At 65.1% G+C, this 18,919-nt stretch carries 16 protein-coding genes, 1 tRNA gene and 2 riboswitches; of the genes, 12 read left to right on the top strand and 5 right to left on the bottom strand.

Going from position 1 to position 18,919, the window contains the following annotated elements; all coding sequences use genetic code 11:
- Positions 1-76 precede the first annotated feature (76 nt).
- Together HNP71_RS06075 and HNP71_RS06070 are read right to left on the bottom strand one after the other, a co-directional pair.
- Positions 77-397, bottom strand: a complete 321-nt coding sequence (locus tag HNP71_RS06075; protein ID WP_183265980.1) for a hypothetical protein — start codon at positions 395-397, stop codon at positions 77-79.
- A gap of 53 nt (positions 398-450) precedes the next feature.
- On the bottom strand, positions 451-1,686 hold the full coding sequence (locus HNP71_RS06070) for an MFS transporter (RefSeq protein ID WP_183265979.1): 1,236 nt from the start codon (positions 1,684-1,686) through the stop codon (positions 451-453).
- A gap of 117 nt (positions 1,687-1,803) precedes the next feature.
- Here HNP71_RS06070 and HNP71_RS06065 point away from each other — a divergent pair, with 117 nt between their 5' ends.
- The 5 genes from HNP71_RS06065 to HNP71_RS06045 all read left to right on the top strand — a co-directional run bounded on the left by HNP71_RS06065 (position 1,804) and on the right by HNP71_RS06045 (position 7,785).
- On the top strand, positions 1,804-2,835 hold the full coding sequence (locus HNP71_RS06065; RefSeq protein ID WP_183265978.1) for an aspartate-semialdehyde dehydrogenase: 1,032 nt from the start codon (positions 1,804-1,806) through the stop codon (positions 2,833-2,835).
- A 113-nt stretch (positions 2,836-2,948) separates the two neighbouring features.
- The gene (gene lepA, locus HNP71_RS06060) at positions 2,949-4,754 is read left to right on the top strand and encodes a translation elongation factor 4 (protein WP_183265977.1); all 1,806 of its coding nucleotides are present in this window, start codon (positions 2,949-2,951) and stop codon (positions 4,752-4,754) included.
- A gap of 53 nt (positions 4,755-4,807) precedes the next feature.
- A tRNA-Ser gene (locus HNP71_RS06055) sits at positions 4,808-4,898 on the top strand.
- Positions 4,899-5,214: 316 nt separating this feature from the next.
- Positions 5,215-7,269: a phosphatase domain-containing protein gene (locus HNP71_RS06050; protein WP_183265976.1), complete on the top strand. Its 2,055-nt coding sequence runs from the start codon at positions 5,215-5,217 to the stop codon at positions 7,267-7,269.
- A gap of 102 nt (positions 7,270-7,371) precedes the next feature.
- Entirely contained in the window at positions 7,372-7,785 is a 414-nt protein-coding gene (locus HNP71_RS06045; protein WP_183265975.1) for a hypothetical protein, read from the top strand.
- 48 nt (positions 7,786-7,833) lie between these two features.
- Here HNP71_RS06045 and HNP71_RS06040 read toward each other — a convergent pair whose 3' ends face one another.
- Positions 7,834-8,547 (bottom strand): NAD-dependent deacylase, encoded by a 714-nt coding sequence (locus tag HNP71_RS06040; RefSeq protein ID WP_183265974.1) that lies wholly within the window; start codon positions 8,545-8,547, stop codon positions 7,834-7,836.
- 136 nt (positions 8,548-8,683) lie between these two features.
- Between HNP71_RS06040 and HNP71_RS06035 the strand changes: the two genes are divergently transcribed.
- Genes HNP71_RS06035 through HNP71_RS06025 form a run of 3 tightly spaced genes read left to right on the top strand, consistent with a single transcriptional unit; the run spans position 8,684 to position 11,836 of the window.
- The gene (locus HNP71_RS06035) at positions 8,684-10,723 is read left to right on the top strand and encodes an FUSC family protein (protein ID WP_183265973.1); all 2,040 of its coding nucleotides are present in this window, start codon (positions 8,684-8,686) and stop codon (positions 10,721-10,723) included.
- Positions 10,720-10,926, top strand: coding sequence for a DUF1656 domain-containing protein (locus HNP71_RS06030; protein ID WP_183265972.1), 207 nt, complete (start codon positions 10,720-10,722; stop codon positions 10,924-10,926). Before HNP71_RS06035 ends, HNP71_RS06030 begins: the two co-directional genes overlap by 4 nt.
- 16 nt (positions 10,927-10,942) lie before the next feature.
- Positions 10,943-11,836, top strand: a complete 894-nt coding sequence (locus HNP71_RS06025) for an efflux RND transporter periplasmic adaptor subunit (protein WP_183265971.1) — start codon at positions 10,943-10,945, stop codon at positions 11,834-11,836.
- Here the strand turns inward: HNP71_RS06025 and HNP71_RS06020 are convergent.
- Together HNP71_RS06020 and HNP71_RS06015 are read right to left on the bottom strand one after the other, a co-directional pair.
- Positions 11,830-12,714 carry a DnaJ C-terminal domain-containing protein gene (locus HNP71_RS06020; protein ID WP_183265970.1) on the bottom strand — a complete coding sequence of 295 codons (885 nt, stop codon included), beginning with the start codon at positions 12,712-12,714 and terminating at the stop codon, positions 11,830-11,832. The two genes, HNP71_RS06025 and HNP71_RS06020, sit on opposite strands and share 7 nt — an antisense overlap.
- Before the next feature lie 91 nt (positions 12,715-12,805).
- Positions 12,806-13,588: an ABC transporter ATP-binding protein gene (locus HNP71_RS06015; RefSeq protein WP_183265969.1), complete on the bottom strand. Its 783-nt coding sequence runs from the start codon at positions 13,586-13,588 to the stop codon at positions 12,806-12,808.
- An 84-nt stretch (positions 13,589-13,672) separates the two neighbouring features.
- Positions 13,673-13,770, top strand: a riboswitch (glycine riboswitch).
- Positions 13,771-13,869, top strand: a riboswitch (glycine riboswitch).
- A gap of 35 nt (positions 13,870-13,904) precedes the next feature.
- Here HNP71_RS06015 and gcvT point away from each other — a divergent pair.
- From gcvT to speD, 4 genes are all read left to right on the top strand, one after another.
- A complete protein-coding gene (gcvT, locus tag HNP71_RS06010) occupies positions 13,905-14,966 on the top strand; it encodes a glycine cleavage system aminomethyltransferase GcvT (protein ID WP_183265968.1) in 1,062 nt (353 codons plus the stop codon).
- 18 nt (positions 14,967-14,984) lie between these two features.
- Positions 14,985-15,365 carry a glycine cleavage system protein GcvH gene (gene gcvH / locus HNP71_RS06005; protein ID WP_183265967.1) on the top strand — a complete coding sequence of 127 codons (381 nt, stop codon included), beginning with the start codon at positions 14,985-14,987 and terminating at the stop codon, positions 15,363-15,365.
- Positions 15,362-18,232, top strand: a complete 2,871-nt coding sequence (gene gcvP / locus HNP71_RS06000; RefSeq protein ID WP_183265966.1) for an aminomethyl-transferring glycine dehydrogenase — start codon at positions 15,362-15,364, stop codon at positions 18,230-18,232. The genes gcvH and gcvP overlap by 4 nt, the downstream gene beginning before the upstream one ends.
- Before the next feature lie 166 nt (positions 18,233-18,398).
- Positions 18,399-18,854, top strand: coding sequence for an adenosylmethionine decarboxylase (gene speD, locus HNP71_RS05995; RefSeq protein ID WP_183265965.1), 456 nt, complete (start codon positions 18,399-18,401; stop codon positions 18,852-18,854).
- Positions 18,855-18,919 lie beyond the last annotated feature (65 nt).

Genomic DNA, 18,919 nt, shown 5'->3' with positions numbered 1-18,919 from the left:
CGCCGGCTCAGTTACGGGAAGTAACAGAGCACCTGCCGTTTTATGACAAAACCGTCAAGTAAATCGAACCAGGCGGCTATTGCTGTATGGCGCTCTGTAGCGACGAGGATGCGGGAAGCCCACCGGGCGAGCTGAACCCCGGCACGACACGATGCAGCAGCAGCAGAACGCAGAGCAGCAGGATGATCCACCCCAGCCCGCCGCCAATGATACGCATGGTCAAGACCACCACGGCGACGACCATGAGCAGCAGAAAATCAAGCTGCAACCCGGGGTTGACCACCCCCGCCGCCCGCATGAAGACGGAGAAGCCGTCATCGATAATGCCGATTCCGGTCATCACGACATGGGCAACGTAATAGATCCCGGAGCCGAACTCGTTGATGATCTCTTGCATGACCGCCCCCTGTTACGGAGACGTTATAGCATGTCTTCTTCGGGGGTTAAGCTTTATTCCAGCCTCTCCACATTCCGTAGCGCCGGGAACAGCCGCATCCACAGCAGCGCCACCGCCACCGTGCCAAGCCCGCCCAGCACAACCGCTGGTACGGTACCGAACAGCGCGGCGGTGAAGCCGCTCTCGAACTCGCCGAGCTGGTTGGAGGCGTTGATGAACAGGAAGTTCACCGCCCCCACCCGCCCGCGCATGTCGTCGGGAGTGCGCAGCTGCACCAGGGAAAGCCGGATGACCACGCTCACCATGTCCGCCGCCCCCATCACGAACAGCGCCGCTACCGACAGCCACATGAAATGCGACAGGCCGAACACTATGGTCGTCACCCCGTAAAGGATGACGGCCTGGAACATCCGCATCCCCACCCGGCTGGCGATGGGCGAATGGGTCATCCAGCCACTGACCAGCAGCGCCCCCATCGCCGGAGCGCCGCGCAATACACCCAGCCCCCATGGCCCAGTGTGCAGAATGTCATGCGCATAAACGGGCAGCAGCGCGGTGGCGCCGCCCAGGATCACGGCAAACAGGTCGAGCGAGATAGTGCCCAGGATTTCCTGGCTCCGCCGCACGAACCCCACCCCGGCGAACAGGGCTTTCAGCGTCGGCGGCTCCTTGGGCATCACCGGACGCTCCACATGAAGCATCCCGGCCATGGCCGCCGAGACGCCCCAGGCCGCGGCCATCACCGCGTAAGGCGCGGCGGAGGAGAGCGCGTAGATCAGGCCGCCCAGCGCCGGACCGAGGATGGTGGCTGTCTGGAATGCCGAGGACGACATGGCCGTGGCCTTTTGCAACATCCCCGCCGGCACCACGGCAGGCAGCAGGGCGCTCACCGCCGGACTCTCGAAGGACCGCGCCGCCCCCATCACCACCACGGCGGCGAAGATCTCGGCCACGTTCAGCCAACCGCCCCAACCGCCCCAGGCCAGGAACAGCGCGACCGTGCCTTCGATGCCCTGACAGGCCTGGGTCACGCGGCGGCGGTCGAACTGGTCGGCGGCGTGACCAGCGAAGAAGGTGAGCCCCGCCGAGGGCAGGAACTGCACCAGCCCGATCAAGCCCAGCGCCAGCACGCTATGGGTAAGGGCATAAACCTGCCAGCCTATGGCGACCGCGCCGATCTGGTAGGAGAAGCTGGAAAAGGCACGCCCCAGCAGGAACAGCAAAAAGGGGCGATGGCCAAACAGCTCACGCGTGCGGGCAGACGCGACAGACTCTATGCCGGAACTCATAAGAAAGTTGTAGCAGCCATGCCGCCCAAAGCCAGGGCGATTCGGGCGCCCCGCTTGCACTTTGCCGTCTTTGGCCCTACTCCACCCTGCACTTTTCTTCAGTTTGGAGTTTTGGTCATGTCTTACAGGGTTGCGGTTGTCGGTGCCACCGGTGCGGTTGGGCGCGAAATCCTCAAAACCCTCGCGCAGCGCAACTTCCCCGTGTCGGAAGTCGCCGCCCTCGCCTCCGGCCGTTCCGCCGGGCAGGAAGTCTCCTTCGGCGAAGACAAGGTGCTGAAGGTGCAGAACCTCGAGACCTTCGACTTCACCGGCTGGGATATCGGCCTGTTCTCCCCCGGCGCCTCGGTGTCCGCCGTCCACGCCCCGCGCGCGGGGGCGCAGGGCTGCGTGGTCATCGACAACACCTCCCAGTTCCGCATGGACCCGGACGTGCCGCTGGTGGTGCCCGAGGTGAACCCGCATGACCTCGCGAAGTTCGCCAAGAAGAACATCATCGCCAACCCCAACTGCTCGACCATCCAGATGGTGGTGGCGCTCAAGCCCCTGCACGAGAAGTACAAGATCAAGCGCGTGGTGGTGAGCACCTACCAGTCCGTGTCCGGCGCGGGCAAAGAGGGCATGGACGAGCTCTACAACAACACCAAGGTGCAGTTCGTGAACGACCACGGCAAGCCGCAGGTGTTCCAGAAGGACATCGCCTTCAACTGCATCCCGCAGATCGACGTGTTCATGGATGACGGCGCCACCAAGGAAGAGTGGAAGATGGCCGTCGAGACCAAGAAGATCCTCGACCCGAACGTGCCGGTCATCGCCACCTGCGTACGCGTGCCGGTGTTCATCGGCCACTCCGAGGCCGTGTATGCCGAGTTCGAAAACCCGGTGGACGTGGCCGAGGCCCGCAAGCTGCTGAGCAAGGCGCCGGGCATCATCGTCGAGGACCAGCACGTGCCGGGCGGCTACACCACGCCGATCGAGTGCAAGGGCGAGGACGCGGTGTTCGTCTCGCGCATCCGCCGCGACCCGACCGTGCCGCACGGCCTCGCCTTCTGGTGTGTGTCCGACAATCTGCGCAAGGGTGCTGCCCTCAACGCCGTGCAGATCGCCGAGGCGCTGATCGCCCAGGGGCTGCTGGCCAAGAAGGCGGCGTAACGCCGCATCTTCCGGCATCCGCCATGACATAAGAAAAGGGGCCTCGTCCGGGGCCCCTTTTTCATGCAACGCGGCCCATGACAGCCGCCCCCCTTTTCGCGTAAAGCTCCCCCATGACCGGCACACCTCTCGACCTGATCCGCAACTTCTCCATCATCGCGCATATCGACCATGGCAAATCCACGTTGGCCGACCGGCTGATCCAGCATTGCGGCGGCCTGACCGCGCGCGAGATGACCGAGCAGGTGCTCGACAACATGGACATCGAGAAGGAGCGCGGCATCACCATCAAGGCGCAGACCGTGCGCCTGAGCTACCCCGCCAAGGACGGCAAGACCTACGTCCTCAACCTCATGGACACCCCAGGCCATGTGGACTTCGCCTATGAGGTCAGCCGCTCGCTCGCCGCCTGCGAGGGCTCGCTACTGGTGGTGGACGCCTCCCAGGGCGTGGAGGCGCAGACGCTGGCCAACGTGTACCAGGCCATCGACGCGCATCACGAGATCGTGCCAGTTCTGAACAAGATCGACCTTCCCGCCGCCGACGTGCCGAAAGTGAAGCAGCAGATCGAGGACGTGATCGGCATCGACGCCTCGGACGCGGTGGAGATTTCCGCCAAGACCGGCCTGAATATCGAGGGCGTGCTGGAAGCGCTCGTTACCCGCCTGCCACCGCCGAAGGGCGACGCCAAGGCCGAGCTTCAGGCCCTGCTGGTGGATAGCTGGTACGACCAGTATCTTGGCGTGGTCATCCTGGTGCGCATCAAGAATGGCGTGATGAAGAAGGGCCAGAAGATCCGCATGATGTCCACGGGCGCGGTGCATCCGGTGGAGCAGATTGGCGTGTTCACCCCCCGCATGCGCCCGGTGGAGGAGCTTGGGCCGGGCGAGATGGGCTACATCACCGCCGCCATCAAGACCGTGGCCGATTGCAACGTGGGCGACACCATCACCGAGGACCGCCGCCCTGCTCCCGAGGCTCTGCCGGGCTTCAAGCCCTCGGTGCCGGTGGTGTGGTGCGGCCTGTTCCCCGTGGACGCCGACGATTTCGAGAAGCTCCGCGACTCCCTGGGCAAGCTGCGCCTCAACGACGCCAGCTTCCACTACGAGGCCGAAACCTCGGCGGCGCTGGGCTTCGGCTTCCGCTGCGGCTTCCTCGGGCTGCTGCATCTGGAGATCATCCAGGAGCGCCTCTCCCGCGAGTTCGACCTCGACCTGATCGCCACCGCGCCGTCGGTGGTCTATCATATCTTCAAGTCCAACGGCGAGATGGAGGAGCTGCACAACCCGGCCGACATGCCGGACGGCTCGGTTATCGACCATATCGAGGAGCCCTGGATCAAGGCCACCATCATGGTGCCGGATGACTATCTCGGCTCCATCCTCACCCTCTGCTCCGAGCGCCGCGGCCAGCAATTGGACCTGACCTATGTCGGCAACCGCGCCATGGCCGTGTACCGCCTGCCACTGAACGAGGTGGTCTTCGACTTCTACGACCGCCTGAAATCGGTGAGCCGCGGCTATGCGAGTTTCGACTACCAGATGGACAATTACGCCGAGGCTGATCTCGTGAAGATCTCCATCCTGGTAAATGCCGAGCCGGTGGACGCGCTCTCCTTCATCGCCCACCGCTCCCAGGCGGAAACGCGCGGGCGCGCCATCTGCGGCAAGCTCAAGGACCTCATCCCCAAGCAGCTGTTCAAGATCGCCATCCAGGCGGCCATCGGCGGGCGCGTCATCGCCCGCGAAACCATCTCGGCGCTGAGCAAGGACGTGACGGCCAAATGCTATGGCGGCGATATTTCCCGCAAGCGCAAGCTGTTGGAAAAGCAGAAAGAGGGCAAGAAGCGCATGCGCCAGTTCGGCAAAGTGGAGATCCCGCAGAGCGCATTCCTCGCCGCACTTAAAATGGATGCTTAAAGCCTCTTGGCAGGGGGCTTTGCTTTCGCTAGAGAGTGCCCCCACGCCGAGCTGGAGAGATGGCCGAGCGGCTTAAGGCGCACGCTTGGAAAGCGTGTGTACGTTAATAGCGTACCCAGGGTTCGAATCCCTGTCTCTCCGCCACCTGCACAAACAAAAAACGAGACACCCACCGAAGTGTTCGTTTTTTCTGGGCATTTTTCAAAGACACGTTGGTTACCAAGCTGTAACTTAATCTTTATTCACCCGTCACTTGCCTTTTCAAAGCTCTATAGAGCTTGTAACTTAAAATCCGTGCGGGCTAGCCGTCCAACTTTCATCCTGTAAGGAGGCGCGCAAACCCTCCAATTATGGATATTTGGTTAGCCGTGCGTCAATATGCTTTATCCGAGGCTCTGCCTGGAAGCTGATTGCCGCTGGCAAACGACAAATATCCGTCAGCACAGGGGCTGGTCGGGTTTTGAAGAACGAAGTACAAATTCTCTACATCGGGCTGGGCGTTCTCGGCTTTGGCATCGTCCTCCTGCTTCTGGACCTCGTGCGCCGGGCGCGCCGACGGCGGCGGGAGGAGAGGCCGATCGACACGTCCATCTTCACGCTCACCACAAGCGGTGAGGAGTTGCGCTTCGTCCCCGAGACCGCCAGCGCCAGCCCCCAGCAATCGCGCGAGAGCGAACTGGCCGAACTCGAACGGCACTTCAAAAAGGTCAAGGACAAGAAGAACAGGAAAAAGCCGGAAATCGCCTTCCTGCCGGCTGAGCCCGCCGAGGAAAAGCCGCTGCTCGATTACCTGCACCTGCCGCCCGAGCCCGAGGAACTGACGCAGGATCTCAGGGTGGACCCCCGGCTGGAGCCGATCACCGAGCCGCATCCCACCGCCATACTAGAACATATCGACCTGCCGCCCGAGCCGGTGGAAGCCGAGTCCGTGGCGGCGCTATCAGAAGAGGAAGCCCCTCTCGACCTGCATCCTGTGGCCAAACCCGAGCCGGAGCCTGTGTTTGAGCTTCCGCCCGAACCGGCGCCGCAGCCAGCTCCGGCCGCCGCCATCCTCACCTGCGCCGGGTTTGGTGTCGGATTCGGCGGCAAGGTGATCCTCGACAATGTCACGCTGGCCATCCCGGCCCAGGGCATCACCACGCTCATGGGTCCGGTCGGTACCGGCAAATCCACCCTGCTGCGCTCGCTCGCCGGGCTGTACGGCCAGAACGCCCTGTTCAAGAGCTGGGGCGAGGCGCTGTTCAAGGACCAGCCCATCACGATGGAAAACCGCCCGCTGCTGGTCGCGCAGCGAATCCAGCTCACCCAGCGCTCGGCGCTGGAGAGCCTGCTATTCCACGTGAAGAGCCAGATGGAAGGCGTGCCGGAAGCCGAGCAGCGCGACTGGGCCAGCCAATGGCTCCGCCAGGTCGGGGCGGAGAACATGATCGCCAAGCTCGACACGCCGTTCATGGAGCTGGACACGCTCTCACAGCGCGTCGTCACCATTCTGCGCGAGGCGGCGGCGGATTCCGCCCTGCTGATGATCGACGAACCGACCTCCGGCCTCTCCGATGCCGATGCCGATGTCGTCCTCAACCTGCTGCAAACGCTGGGGGCGCATGGCGCGCTGCTGGTAGTGCTGCATAACCAGAAGCAGGCGAAGATGATCTCCAACGAGATCATCCTGCTCGCCGGTGGCCGGGTGCAAGAGCAGGCCACGCCGGATCTGTTCTTCAGCAACACCGCCAATCCTGTGGTGGCGCAGTTCGTGGCCACGGGCAGCGTGGCTGTCCCCGCACCGGACGCCCAGGCCGCCGTTCTGGCCGACCACGTCCAGCCCCCCGCCCCGCTCTCCGCCGATGCCATGGCCGCCATCAAGTCGGAAATCCGCGCCGCGCTGGCCCCCGCGCCAGAACCGGAGCCAGACCCCGTGGCCGAGGAACCGGCACCCGCCATGCTTGCCCCCGTGGCCGTGGCTCTGGCCCAGCCCGAGCATGTGGCGGTGACCCGCTACCCCGGCGCCTCCTCCGGCCCGCGCGGTTTTGTCTGGATCGAGGAAGGACGCCTCGCCGCGACGCCAATGCCTGGCGTGGCGGCGGATATGGATTACGACCTCGACCTGCTGAAGAATGTCGGCGTGACCACGCTCATCACCCTCACCGAGCAGGATTTCCCGCAGGACGCCCTGACCCGGCACGGGCTGAAGAACGTGCATCTGCCCATCGCCGACCGCAAGGCGCCCACCCCGGCCGAGATGGACATGCTGGTCGGGCGCATGCGCGAGCTGATGGACAACGGCAAGGTGCTGGCCGTGCACTGCCTGGCCGGGCTTGGCCGCACCGGTACCATCCTCGCCGCCTATCTGGTGAAGGAGAAGGGCATGTCGGCCCAAGGGGCGCTCAACCAGATCCGCCGCTTCAACCGCCAGTTCGTGCAGTCGGACGATCAGGAGGACTTCCTGACCGAATACGAAGTGCAGCAGGAGCAGAACCTGTTGCGCGACCGCGTGGCCGGCGGCAACAAAGAGCCGTAAGACAACAACGTCTGGGGATAAACCGATAAGGGACCAGAGGCCGCCACAAGCGGCCCCTGCCCGCCATCAATAAAATTAAGCCTTACAAGGAGCTACCAGACGATGAGCACCACCTCGAATCTCGATGCGGCTGTGACCCAATCGATCGCGACCATCCCCGAATGCATCGCCGCCGGCTATATCGATGTCGGGTCCGGCTTCCTGCTCAGCATCAAGACCGTTGATTCCCACCCGCGCGAAGTGGTCGATCTCGTCGCCGCCGCCACCTCGGACCTGTTCCAGGGCCCCAATGTCGCCACCGTCGAGGCGATCTGGAAGCGCGCGCGGGGGGTGGAGTCCGCCCGCCATTACTTCCAGGAGTTCATCGTCAACAGCGACAACAACATCCACGTCTTCATCCGCGGCAAGAAGTACCAGGATTACGTGGGCGTGTTCGTGTGCCGCAACACCGCCAATATCGGCATGGTGCTGGCCAAGTCCCGCATGGCGATGCCGCTGATCGAAAGCGCCGTCTAAGCTACTCGTCCTTGCCACGCGGCCAAACGCCGCGTGGCAAAACCGCGCCTAGTCCTCCACGCCCAACAACCGCAACAATTCCGCCATACCGTGCGTTGCCGGTGCGGCGATGACATGGTCATACACCTCAACCCCGGTCGGGTTGGGGTTGATCTCGAATAACTCGCAGCCGCGCCGGTTATGCACGGCCTCCGCCGCGAACCCGGCAGCCGGGTACACCAGCCCAGAGGTGCCTATGGCGCAGAAGATATCCGCCTCGCCCAGCGCCGCCCCGATCTCGTCCATATGATAAGGTATCTCACCGAACCAGACGATGTCCGGGCGCATCGTGCCCGCGCGCCCGCAGGCCGGGCAGGCCAGCTCCAGCCCGGCATCCTGCGCGTGCGGGTGTGTCTCCTCACACATGGTGCAGCGTAGGCGGCGCAGCTCGCCATGCATGTGCAACAGGCGGCGGCTGCCCGCGCGCTCGTGCAGGTCGTCCACATTCTGCGTCACCAGCAGAAAATCCCCCCGCCCCTCCCAGGCCCGCTCCAGCGCCGCAAGGGCGAAATGCGCGGCATTGGGCGCGACTTCGTGCAACTGGGCACGGCGGGCGTTATAGAAGCGATGAACCAGATGCGGGTCGGCCTCGAAGCCTTCCGGCGTCGCCACGTCCTCCAGCCGGTGGTTTTCCCACAGCCCGCCGGTGTCTCGGAAGGTGGAGATGCCTGATTCGGCGGAGATGCCGGCACCGGTAAGGATCACGATGTTCTTGCGGGTCATGGGCTTTCCGTCCTGTTGGCGCCACCGGATGTGGCGCAGACATAGCACGGCTCCATATAGAACTTATAACCGCGCATTGCGGGATTGCGAATATTAAGTCTATCGCGCTGACCATTTTTGCTATTTGCCGGACATCATGCCCAATCTGCCGGATATCATCCCCAAACCGGACGAGCTCATCTTCGCCCTAAAGACCTTCGCCGGGGCGATGGCGGCATTGTACATTTCGCTCTGGCTTGGGCTGGACGCCCCCTATTGGGCATTGGCCACCTCCTACATCGTCTCCCTGCCCTTCGCTGGGGGTATGCGCTCCAAGTCGCTCTACCGTATCGTCGGCACGCTCATCGGCGGCGCGGCGGCGGTAGCCATGGTACCCAATCTGGTGAACGCCCCGGTGCTGCTCTGCTTGGCGCTGGCGCTATGGATCGGCATGTGCCTCTACATCTCGCTGCTGGATCGCACGCCCCGCGCCTACCTGCCCATGCTGGCTGGCTATACGGCGGGCATCATCGGCTTTCCCTCCGTGTTCACGCCGGACCATGTCTTCCATACCGCCGTCACCCGCATGGAGGAAATCTCCATCGGCATCGCCTGCAGCACCGTGGTCGGCACGCTGATCTTCCCGCGCGCTCTGGGGCCCGTGCTGTCCCGGCGCATCGGCGGCTGGGCCAAGCCCGCGCGCGAATGGGCCATTGCCGCGCTCTCCGGCGATGAGGCCAACCCCGCCGCCGCCGAGGGCCGCCGCCGCCTGCCCGTCGAGACGACCGAGATCACCGGGCTGATCACCCAGCTTGCCTATGACACCTCGCCGATGCAATCGGCGGTGCGCTACGTCACCCGGCTACGCCTCTACCTCATCAGCCTGGTTCCGGTTCTGGCCTCGATCGGTACCCGCGTGACGCAGCTGGAACGCCTCGGCGCCATCACCCCGCAGCTGCGGCGCGTTCTGGACGACACCAAGCGATGGATGGAGGCGGGCAACTCGGAAGACGCCGATGCGCTGGTGGCTGACATCATCACCTTGGAAGAGGAGGATGAGCACGACTGGGCCGGGCTTCTGCGCGCCAGCCTGGCGCTGCGGCTGCAGGAGCTGGTGAGCTTGGTGCGCCATTCGCGCGCCATCCGCCGGCATATCCGCGATGGCGACCCGCTGCCCTCCAACGACATACTGGACCGCGAGTTCGTCGCCTCCATCGTGCAAAACCGCGACCACACCCTGGCACTGCTCTCGGCCTTGGCGGCGGCCCTGGCGGTGCTGCTGGTCTGCGCCATGTGGATCTGGACCGACTGGCCCAACGGCGCGGGTGCGGCCGTGATGGTCGCCATCGCCTGCTCCTTCTTCGCGACGCAGGACAACCCGGCACCGGCCATCGCCAGCATGGTGAAGGCCTCCTTCTTCTCCCTCGCCGGTGTCGGGATTTACGACTACGCCGTGCTCACCCGCATCTATACCTTCGAGGGCCTGTGCTTGGCGCTGCTGCCTGCGGGCCTGCTGATCGGCGTCCTCATCTCCCGCCCCAAGACCTTCATGATGGGCATGAACATCACCGCCACCGGCGCCACCCAGCTGGCGCTGGAAAATGGCTTCACTGGCAGCTTCCCCGCTTGGGCCAACAACTCGCTCGCCGTGATCTTTGGCTTGATCAGCGCGCTGGTGATGACGTTGCTGATCCGCTCCTTCGGCGCCGCCTGGACGGCCGACCGCCTGATGCGCGCAAGCTGGCGCGGGATCGCCCGTGCCGCCGAGGGGCGCGGCACGGAGGATGGCAGCGTGCTGATCGGCCTTACGGTGGACCGGCTGGGCCTGATGCTGCCGCGCCTCGCCGGGCAACGCGGCATCGACGCCGATGCAAGCGTGCGCGCCGAACTCAATAATCTGCGCGTGGGGCTGGACATGCTCGGCCTGCACCATGAACTGTGGCGCGTCTCCCCCACCGCGCGCATGGCCTGCGAGACGATCTTCACCGGCGTGGCCGCGCATTACCGGGGCAATCCACGCCGCCCGGCGCCGCCCGCCTTGTGCGAGGCGATCGATAACGCCATCAATCTACTCGTCGATGACCCACACATTCACAAAACGGCTCTGATGCACCTCTCCGGCCTGCGCAGCGTGCTATTCCCCGAGGCGGCGCCTCCCGCCATTCCCGCCTGGACTACCGAAGGTAAATTCGCATGATCGGTGAAATCGACCTGTTTGGCGTGTTCCTGCCGCCGCTGCTGGTCTGGGTGGTCATCGCCCAGCTCATCGGCACGGTGATTCACCGCGTGCTCGCCGCCTACGGCCTGTACCGCTATGTATGGCACAGGCCGCTGTTCGACTTCTCAATCCTCGTCATCCTCACCGGGCTGGTAAGCCAGGTGATGAACCACGTCTTTTGAATCCCACCGGAGCCCCATGACCCCCGCATCCTTCACGCTTCGCTTCCTCACCACGCTCCTGGTCCTGGCTGTGGCCGCTGTCGTGGGCTGGCAACTCTGGAACTACTACATGGAGGCCCCCTGGACCCGCGATGGCCGCGTGCGCGCCGACATCATCTCCCTGGCGCCGGACGTGACCGGCCCGGTGGTGCAGGTCTTCGTGCATGACAACCAGGTGGTGCATGTGGGCGACAAGCTGTTCCAGATCGACCCGGTGCGCTTCACCCTGGCGCTACAGCAGGCCCAGGCGGCTGTGGCCCGCACCCATGCCGCCATGGAGGACGCCAAAAGCACGGCGGCCCGCTATGCCGCCGCCTCGTCCAGCGCCACCTCCGGCCTTAACCGCGACCAGGTGAGCGCCGCCGCCCAGGAGGCCGAGGCCGAGTACAATCAGGCGCTGGCGAATCTTGGCGTGGCCCAGCTGAACCTACACCGCAGCACCGTGTACGCCACGGTGAACGGGATGATCACCAATTTCTCCATGCAACCGGGCGACTACGTGACCGCCGGCGCGCCCGTGCTGGCGATCGTGGATAGCGATTCGCTCTATGTCGATGCCTATCTGGAAGAAACCAAAATGCGCGGCATCGCCCCCGGCGACGCGGCGAAGATCACCCTGATGCAAGGCGGCCCGGCCATTACCGGCCATGTCAGCGGCATCGCGGCGGGCATTGCCGACGTGGAGCGCAGAACCGCCCCCACCCTGCTCGCCGACGTGAACCCGACCTTCACCTGGGTGCGCCTGGCCGCACGTATTCCCGTGCGCGTCGAACTGGATCATGTGCCGGACGGGGTGCGGCTGGTGGCGGGCATGACCTGCACCGTCTCCATCACCCCGCGCGACACGGATAAGGACCAGAAGCCTCAGTAAGCGCCGAGACCAGCCCGGGGGTCGAAGCTGGGCTGGTCCCAGCCCTTGAGAAACTCTTCCAGCGCCGCATCCGCCGGGCCGACCACAATGCGCAGCTTCACGTGCAGGTCACCGGCATGGTGGTGGCCATGGGCTGGCACGCCGCGCCCACGCAGGCGCAGTTCGGTGCCGCTCTCGGTATGGGGCTTCACGGTCATCACCACATCACCCGCCGGGGTCGGCACGGTCACCTTGCCCCCCAGCACCGCCTCCTTCAGCGAGATCGGCAGCTCCAGGTGGATGTTGCGCCCCTCGCGCCGGAACAGCTTGTGCGGGGTGACGTGGATCTCGATCAGCGCATCACCGGCCGGGCCGCCACCGCGCCCGGGCTGGCCGCGCCCGCGCAGGCGCAGCACGTCGCCCTCCGTGGTGCCGGGCGGGATCTTCACATCCAGGCTTTGGCCGTCGGGCAAGGTAATGCGCTTGGTGCCGCCATTCACCGCCTCCAGGAACCCGGCCTTCACCGAATAGCGATCATCCTGCCCCCGGGCTGGACCATGGGCGCGCTGCTCGAAGATATTCGAGAAGATATCCTCGAACCCGCCGAAGCCGCCCGGCCCCGCCCCCGCGCCAGCACCGGCGTAATTGCGCCAGTTGCCCTGGGGCGCGCGCTCGGCGCCCGCGGCGTCGATCTCGCCACGGTCGTAGCGGCCGCGCTTTTCCGGGTCGGAGAGAATGTCATTGGCCAGCGATACCGCCTTGAACTTCTCCTCCGCCGCCTTGTCGCCGGGGTTGAGGTCGGGGTGGTACTTCTTCGCCAGCTTGCGGTAGGCGGAGCGGATCTCATCCGCCGCCGCATCTTTCTTTACGCCAAGAACCTTATACGGGTCGTCTGCCATGCCGTGTCTCAAATCGCCTGATCAATCGGTTTGGCCACCTAGATAGGGATCACCCCGTGGCCGCCACAACTTGTTTGTTACGCAACGCCGGTCAGTGGCGCCTTGCGCTGGAGAGGAACTGCCGGAACCGCTCGGATTTGGGGTTGGTGAACATCTCCTCCGGCGTGCCTTCCTCCTCCACTCGCCCTTGGTGCAGGAACATCACGCGGTCGGCCACCTCGCGGGCGAAGCCCATCTCATGCGTGACGACAAGCATGGTGCGCCCCTCATTGGCCAGGTCGCGCATCACCTTCAGCACCTCCCCGACCAATTCCGGGTCCAGGGCCGATGTCGGCTCGTCGAACAGCAGCACATCCGGCTCCATGGCCAAGGCGCGGGCGATGGCCACGCGCTGCTGCTGCCCACCGGAGAGCTGGGCCGGGTAGGCGTCCAGCTTGTTCGAGAGCCCGACCTTCTCCAACATCGCCTCTGCGCGGGCGATGGCTGTTTTCTTGTCCAGCTTCAGCACATGCACCGGCGCCTCGATCACGTTCTGCAGCACGGTCATATGTGCCCAGAGGTTAAACTGCTGGAACACCATGGAGAGCCGGGTGCGCAGCCGCTCGATCTGCCTGGGGTTGGCGGCGGCGCGGTTCTTGCCGTCCTTCATCTCGATCAGCTCGCCCCGGATGGACACGCGCCCCTGATCCGGCATCTCCAGCAGGTTGATGCAGCGCAGGAAGGTGCTCTTGCCCGAGCCCGAGGAGCCGAGGATCGCGATCACGTCATGCTCATAGGCAGTCAGCGACACGCCCTTGAGCACCTCCACATTGCCGAAACTCTTGTGAATATCCTCGACCACCAGCGTGGGGGCGGGCTTGGGCGTTTCTGACATAAGGCCGTTAAATCCTTGTTTTTACCGCGCGATAAAGAAACAGCTTTGCAAAACCCGTGCCCTGGGGCAAAAGGAGCCCGTCCTTATTCGGACGCAGGAGAGAGCGCGGGAATTACCCCCTCGCCGCCGAAGGCGCAACCGGCCCCCGGAACCGCTCAGGCACAAAGGGCTGCGGCTTGTAAAAGGGGCACTCTGGAAAGCCGGTGGCCGCGCCACCGCACCGACGGGGTCAAGGGCCGGACAAGCCCGAATCTCTCAGGTCCACAGACAGAGGGGGGTCAGAACTTTCCGGCGCTTTAAGCCGGGAGCTGATCTTATGGGGGTTCGCTTGCTTAAAACACCTTTGGACGGGCTGCACCGCCGCCTTGGCGCGCGCATGGTCGAGTTCGCCGGTTACGAGATGCCGCTGCAATATGCGGGCATCATCGCCGAGCATAACGCCTGCCGCACCGGCGCCGCACTGTTCGACGTTTCGCACATGGGCCAGGTGGAGATCGCCGATGCCCGCGCATTCGAGCGTCTGGTGCCGGGCGACATCACCGGGCTGAAAGCGGGCCGCCAGCGTTATACCCTGCTGCTTAATGAGGCAGGCGGGATCATCGATGACCTGATGGTGGCCAATCTCGGCACCCGTCTGCAGGCGGTGCTGAATGCCGGGCGCAAGCAGGTGGACGTGGCGCATATCCAGGCCCAGGGCGTGGAGGTGGTCACCCATTTCGAGCGCGCCCTGCTCGCCCTGCAAGGCCCCAAGGCCGTCACCCTGCTGCCCGAGGGTGCCGCGCTGAAATTCATGGACGCGGCTGAGTTGACCATCGAGGGCATCCCCTGCGTCGTCACCCGCTCCGGCTATACCGGCGAGGATGGGTTCGAGATCGGCTGCCCCGGCGATGCAGGCGAGCATCTGGCCGAAATCCTGCTCGCGCGCGGCGCGGTACCCGCTGGCTTGGGGGCCCGCGATTCGCTGCGCCTGGAGGCCGGGCTTCCGCTCTATGGCAATGATATCGGCGAGACCATCACCCCCGTCGCCGCCGGGCTGAATTTCGCCCTCTCCAAGAAGCGCCTCGCCGCCGCCGATTTTCTGGGCGCTGGCCCGGTGAACGCCGCGCTGGCCAACGGCACGGCGGAGAAGCTGGTTGGCATCCGGCTCGAAGGCCGCGCCCCCGCCCGCGCCCATGCCGAAATCCGCGTCGGCGCTGAGCGCGTGGGTGAAGTCACCTCCGGCGTGTTCTCCCCCACGCTGAACGCCCCCATCGCGCTCGGCTACGTCCGCGCGGACTTCGCCACCCCCGGTACGGCGATCGACCTCATCGTGCGCGACAAGCCGCTGCCCGGCAGCGTCGTCGCCCTTCCTTTCGTTCCCCATAACTACGTTCGCTGAATTAAGGAGCCTCTTCACATGTCCCAGATTTATTTCTCCAAGGATCACGAATGGGTTTCCGTCGGCGCTGACGGTCTCGCCACCATCGGCATCACCGACCATGCGCAGCAGGCGCTTGGCGATATCGTGTTCGTCGAGCTGCCGGACGCTGGCCGCAATGTCGCCTCGGGCGAGGCTTGCGCCGTGGTGGAGAGCGTGAAGGCCGCCTCGGACGTGTACGCCCCGCTGGCGGGCACGGTGGCCGAGGTGAACCAGGCGATCGTGGACGAGCCGGCTTTGGTGAACAGCGGCGCCGAGGGCGATGGCTGGTTCTTCAAGCTGCGCCTCGAGGACCCGGCCTCCGTATCCAGCCTCATGGATCGCGCCGCCTATGACGAATATCTGAGCACGCTGGCATGAGCGCGCTGACCGAACTGCTGGCCCTGGAAAACGCCGACGCATTCGCGGCGCGCCATATCGGGCCGGATGCGGCGCAGATCGCCGCGATGCTCGGTGTTGTCGGCGCCGCGAGCCTGGACGACCTGATCGCCCAGACCGTGCCGGAATCCATCCGCAGCAATGCCGGGCTCAAGCTCCCCACGGCGCTCAGCGAAGCCGCCGTGCTGCGCCAGCTCCGCACCCTGGCCCAGCGCAATGTGATGAAGAAATCGCTGATCGGGCTTGGCTATCATGGCACCATCACCCCGCCGGTGATCCAACGCAACGTGCTGGAAAATCCGGGCTGGTACACGGCCTACACGCCGTATCAGGCCGAGATCTCGCAAGGCCGCCTGGAAGCCATCCTCAACTTCCAGACCATGATCGCCGAGCTGACCGGGCTGGAAATCGCCAACGCCTCGCTGCTCGATGAAGCCACGGCGGCGGCAGAAGCCGTCTCCATGGCGCATGCGCTGCACAAGGCAGGCAGCAAGGTGATCGCCGTGGCGGCGGATGTGCATCCGCAGACCCGCGCCGTCATCGCCACTCGCGCTTGGCCGCTGGGCTGGGATCTGGTGGATTTCCACCCGGGCGATATCGAGGCCATCGCGGGCGCCAAGCCCTTTGCCGTGGTGCTGAACTATCCCGGCAGCACGGGCGAGCTGCGCGACCTCTCGGCCGAAATCGCCGCCGCCAAAACCGCTGGGGCACTCGCCATCGTCTGCGCTGATCTCCTGGCGCTGACCATCCTCACCCCGCCAGGCGAGATGGGCGCGGATGTGGTGGTCGGCTCGGCCCAGCGCTTCGGCGTGCCCATGGGCTTTGGCGGCCCTCATGCCGGGTATTTCGCCACCAAGGACTCGTTCAAGCGCTCCATGCCTGGCCGTCTGGTCGGTGTGTCCGTGGATGCCGCGGGCCGCCCGGCCATGCGCCTCGCGCTGCAAACGCGCGAGCAGCATATCCGCCGCGAGAAGGCGACCTCCAATATCTGCACCGCGCAGGTGCTGCTGGCCGTGATGGCCGGGTTCTACGCCGCATGGCACGGGCCGGAGGGGCTGAAGGCCATCGCCAAGCGCGTGAACCTGCAAGCCCGCCTGCTGGCCGACGCTGCCCGCCAGGGCGGCCTCACGCTGCGGCATGACATGTTCTTCGACACACTGGCCATTGAGGCCGGTGCCAAGTCTGGGGCGCTGCTCCAGGCGGGGCTGGAGGCCGGGTTCAACTTCCGTCGCATCGACGCCACCGGCATCGGCATCGCGCTGGACGAGACCGTGACCCGCGCCGAGCTGGAGACCCTGGCTGGGCTGCTCGGCGGCAAGCTGGAAGCGGCACCCGAGTCGATCCCCGCCGCGCTGCGCCGTGGTTCGGCCTTCTGCGAGGCGGCGGTGTTCAACACCCATCGCTCCGAACATTCCATGCTGCGCTACCTCAAGCGGCTGGAGGACAAGGACGTCGCGCTCAACCGCTCGATGATCCCGCTGGGCTCCTGCACGATGAAGCTGAACGCTGCCGTGGAGATGGCCGCCATCACCTGGCCGGAATTCGCCGAGATCCACCCCTTCGCCCCCGCCAACCAAACCGAGGGCTTCAAGGTGCTGATCGACGAACTGGCGGCGCTGCTGGCGGAAGTCACCGGCTTCGCCGGGGTGTCACTCCAGCCCAACTCCGGCGCGCAGGGCGAATATGCCGGGCTGCTGGCCATCCGCGCCTTCCACGAGGCACGCGGCGAAGGGCATCGCAACATCTGCCTCATCCCGGCCTCGGCGCATGGCACCAACCCGGCCTCCGCCGCCATGGCGGGGTACAAGGTCGTCGTCGTCGCCTGCGACAAACTGGGTAATGTCGATGTCCCCGATCTCGAGAAGAAGATCGCCGAGCATGGGCCGAACCTCGCGGCGCTGATGATCACCTACCCGAGCACGCATGGCGTGTTCGAGACCTCCATCCGCGACATCTGCCGCGCGGTGCATGAGGCTGGCGGGCAGGTCTACATGGATGGCGCGAACATGAACGCCCAGGTGGGGCTGACCAGCCCCGCGAATATCGGCGCGGATGTCTGCCACCTGAACCTGCACAAGACCTTCTGCATCCCGCATGGCGGCGGCGGGCCGGGTGTGGGGCCCATCGGCGTGGCGGCTCATCTGCTGCCGCATCTGCCCAACCACCCGCTGCGCGCCGACGCCGGACCCGCCACAGGTTACGGCCCCGTGGCGGCGGGGCCGTTCGGCTCGGCGCTGATCCTGCCCATCCCCTACGCCTATATCCGGCTGATGGGGCCCGAGGGCATCACCCGCGCCACCAAGGCGGCGATCCTCAACGCCAACTACATCGCGGCACGGCTGGAGGGCGCGTATCCCATCCTCTACCGTGGCGAGAATGGCCGCGTGGCGCATGAATGCATCGTCGATTGCCGCGGCTTCGGCGCGACGTCCGGCGTGCAGGTGGAGGACATCGCCAAGCGCCTGGCCGATTACGGCTTCCACGCGCCCACCATGTCCTGGCCCGTGGCCGGCACGCTGATGATCGAGCCGACCGAGAGCGAGGACAAAGCCGAGCTGGACCGCTTCTGCGACGCGATGCTCTGCATCGCCGACGAGATCGCCTCCATCGAGGATGGCGCCTGGCCGCGCGAGGACAACCCGCTGAAGAACGCCCCGCACACCGCGGCGGAGGTGATGGCGGAAACGTGGACGCACCCGTATTCACGCGAGCAGGCGGCTTTCGCCCTGCCTTATATCGCGGCGCAGAAATACTGGCCGCCCGTTAAACGCGTGGACAATGTGTACGGCGACCGCAACCTCGTATGCTCTTGCGTGCCGCTCGAAGCCTACGCCGACGCCGCCGAATAGCGGCATGAGAAAACTCCCGGCCAGGGCAGCAAAAAATCATGGCCGGGAGTAAAAATATCACTTGCATCCAGGGGGGTATGGCCTCATAAGCCCCCCCTCATTGGCCCAGGGGGGCGCGGTAAGGTGCCGCGTTCTACAGGCTGTCTACTAGTTGAGGGGGTTCGCAATGAACGCACTTGCCCGACTGGGGATGGTCTCGGAGACTCCGAGCGAAAACCAGGCGATGTCCACGGTCTCCCCGGAGCCGCAGAAGGATTACTACGTCGAGAAGGATGGCGTGAAATACGCCGGCATGCACCTGATCATCGATCTGTGGGGTGCTTCCAATCTCGATAGCCCTGAGCTGATCGACAAGACGCTGTGCGACGGCGCGATCGCTGCCGGCGCCACCATCCTGCATCACCATTTCCACCACTTCACCCCGAATGGTGGCGTGTCCGGCGTGGTCGTGCTGGCGGAGAGCCACATCTCCATCCACTCCTGGCCCGAGCGCAACTTCGCGGCCCTGGATGTGTTCATGTGCGGCTGCTGCGATCCGTACAAGCTGATCCCCTTCCTCAAGGAAGCGTTCACGCCGAGCCACATCCAGATCAACGAGCAGAAGCGCGGCCTCATCGCGTAAGCGATAGACGCGAGAGCTTTAAAAAAGGGGGCGTAACAACGCCCCCTCTCTGTTTGGGAGCCTTC

This window comes from Acidocella aromatica (assembly GCF_014201825.1).
Taxonomy (GTDB): domain Bacteria; phylum Pseudomonadota; class Alphaproteobacteria; order Acetobacterales; family Acetobacteraceae; genus Acidocella; species Acidocella aromatica.
The sequence above is the reverse complement of the archived record's forward strand: the minus strand, read 5'-3'. Positions and strand labels throughout refer to the sequence as shown.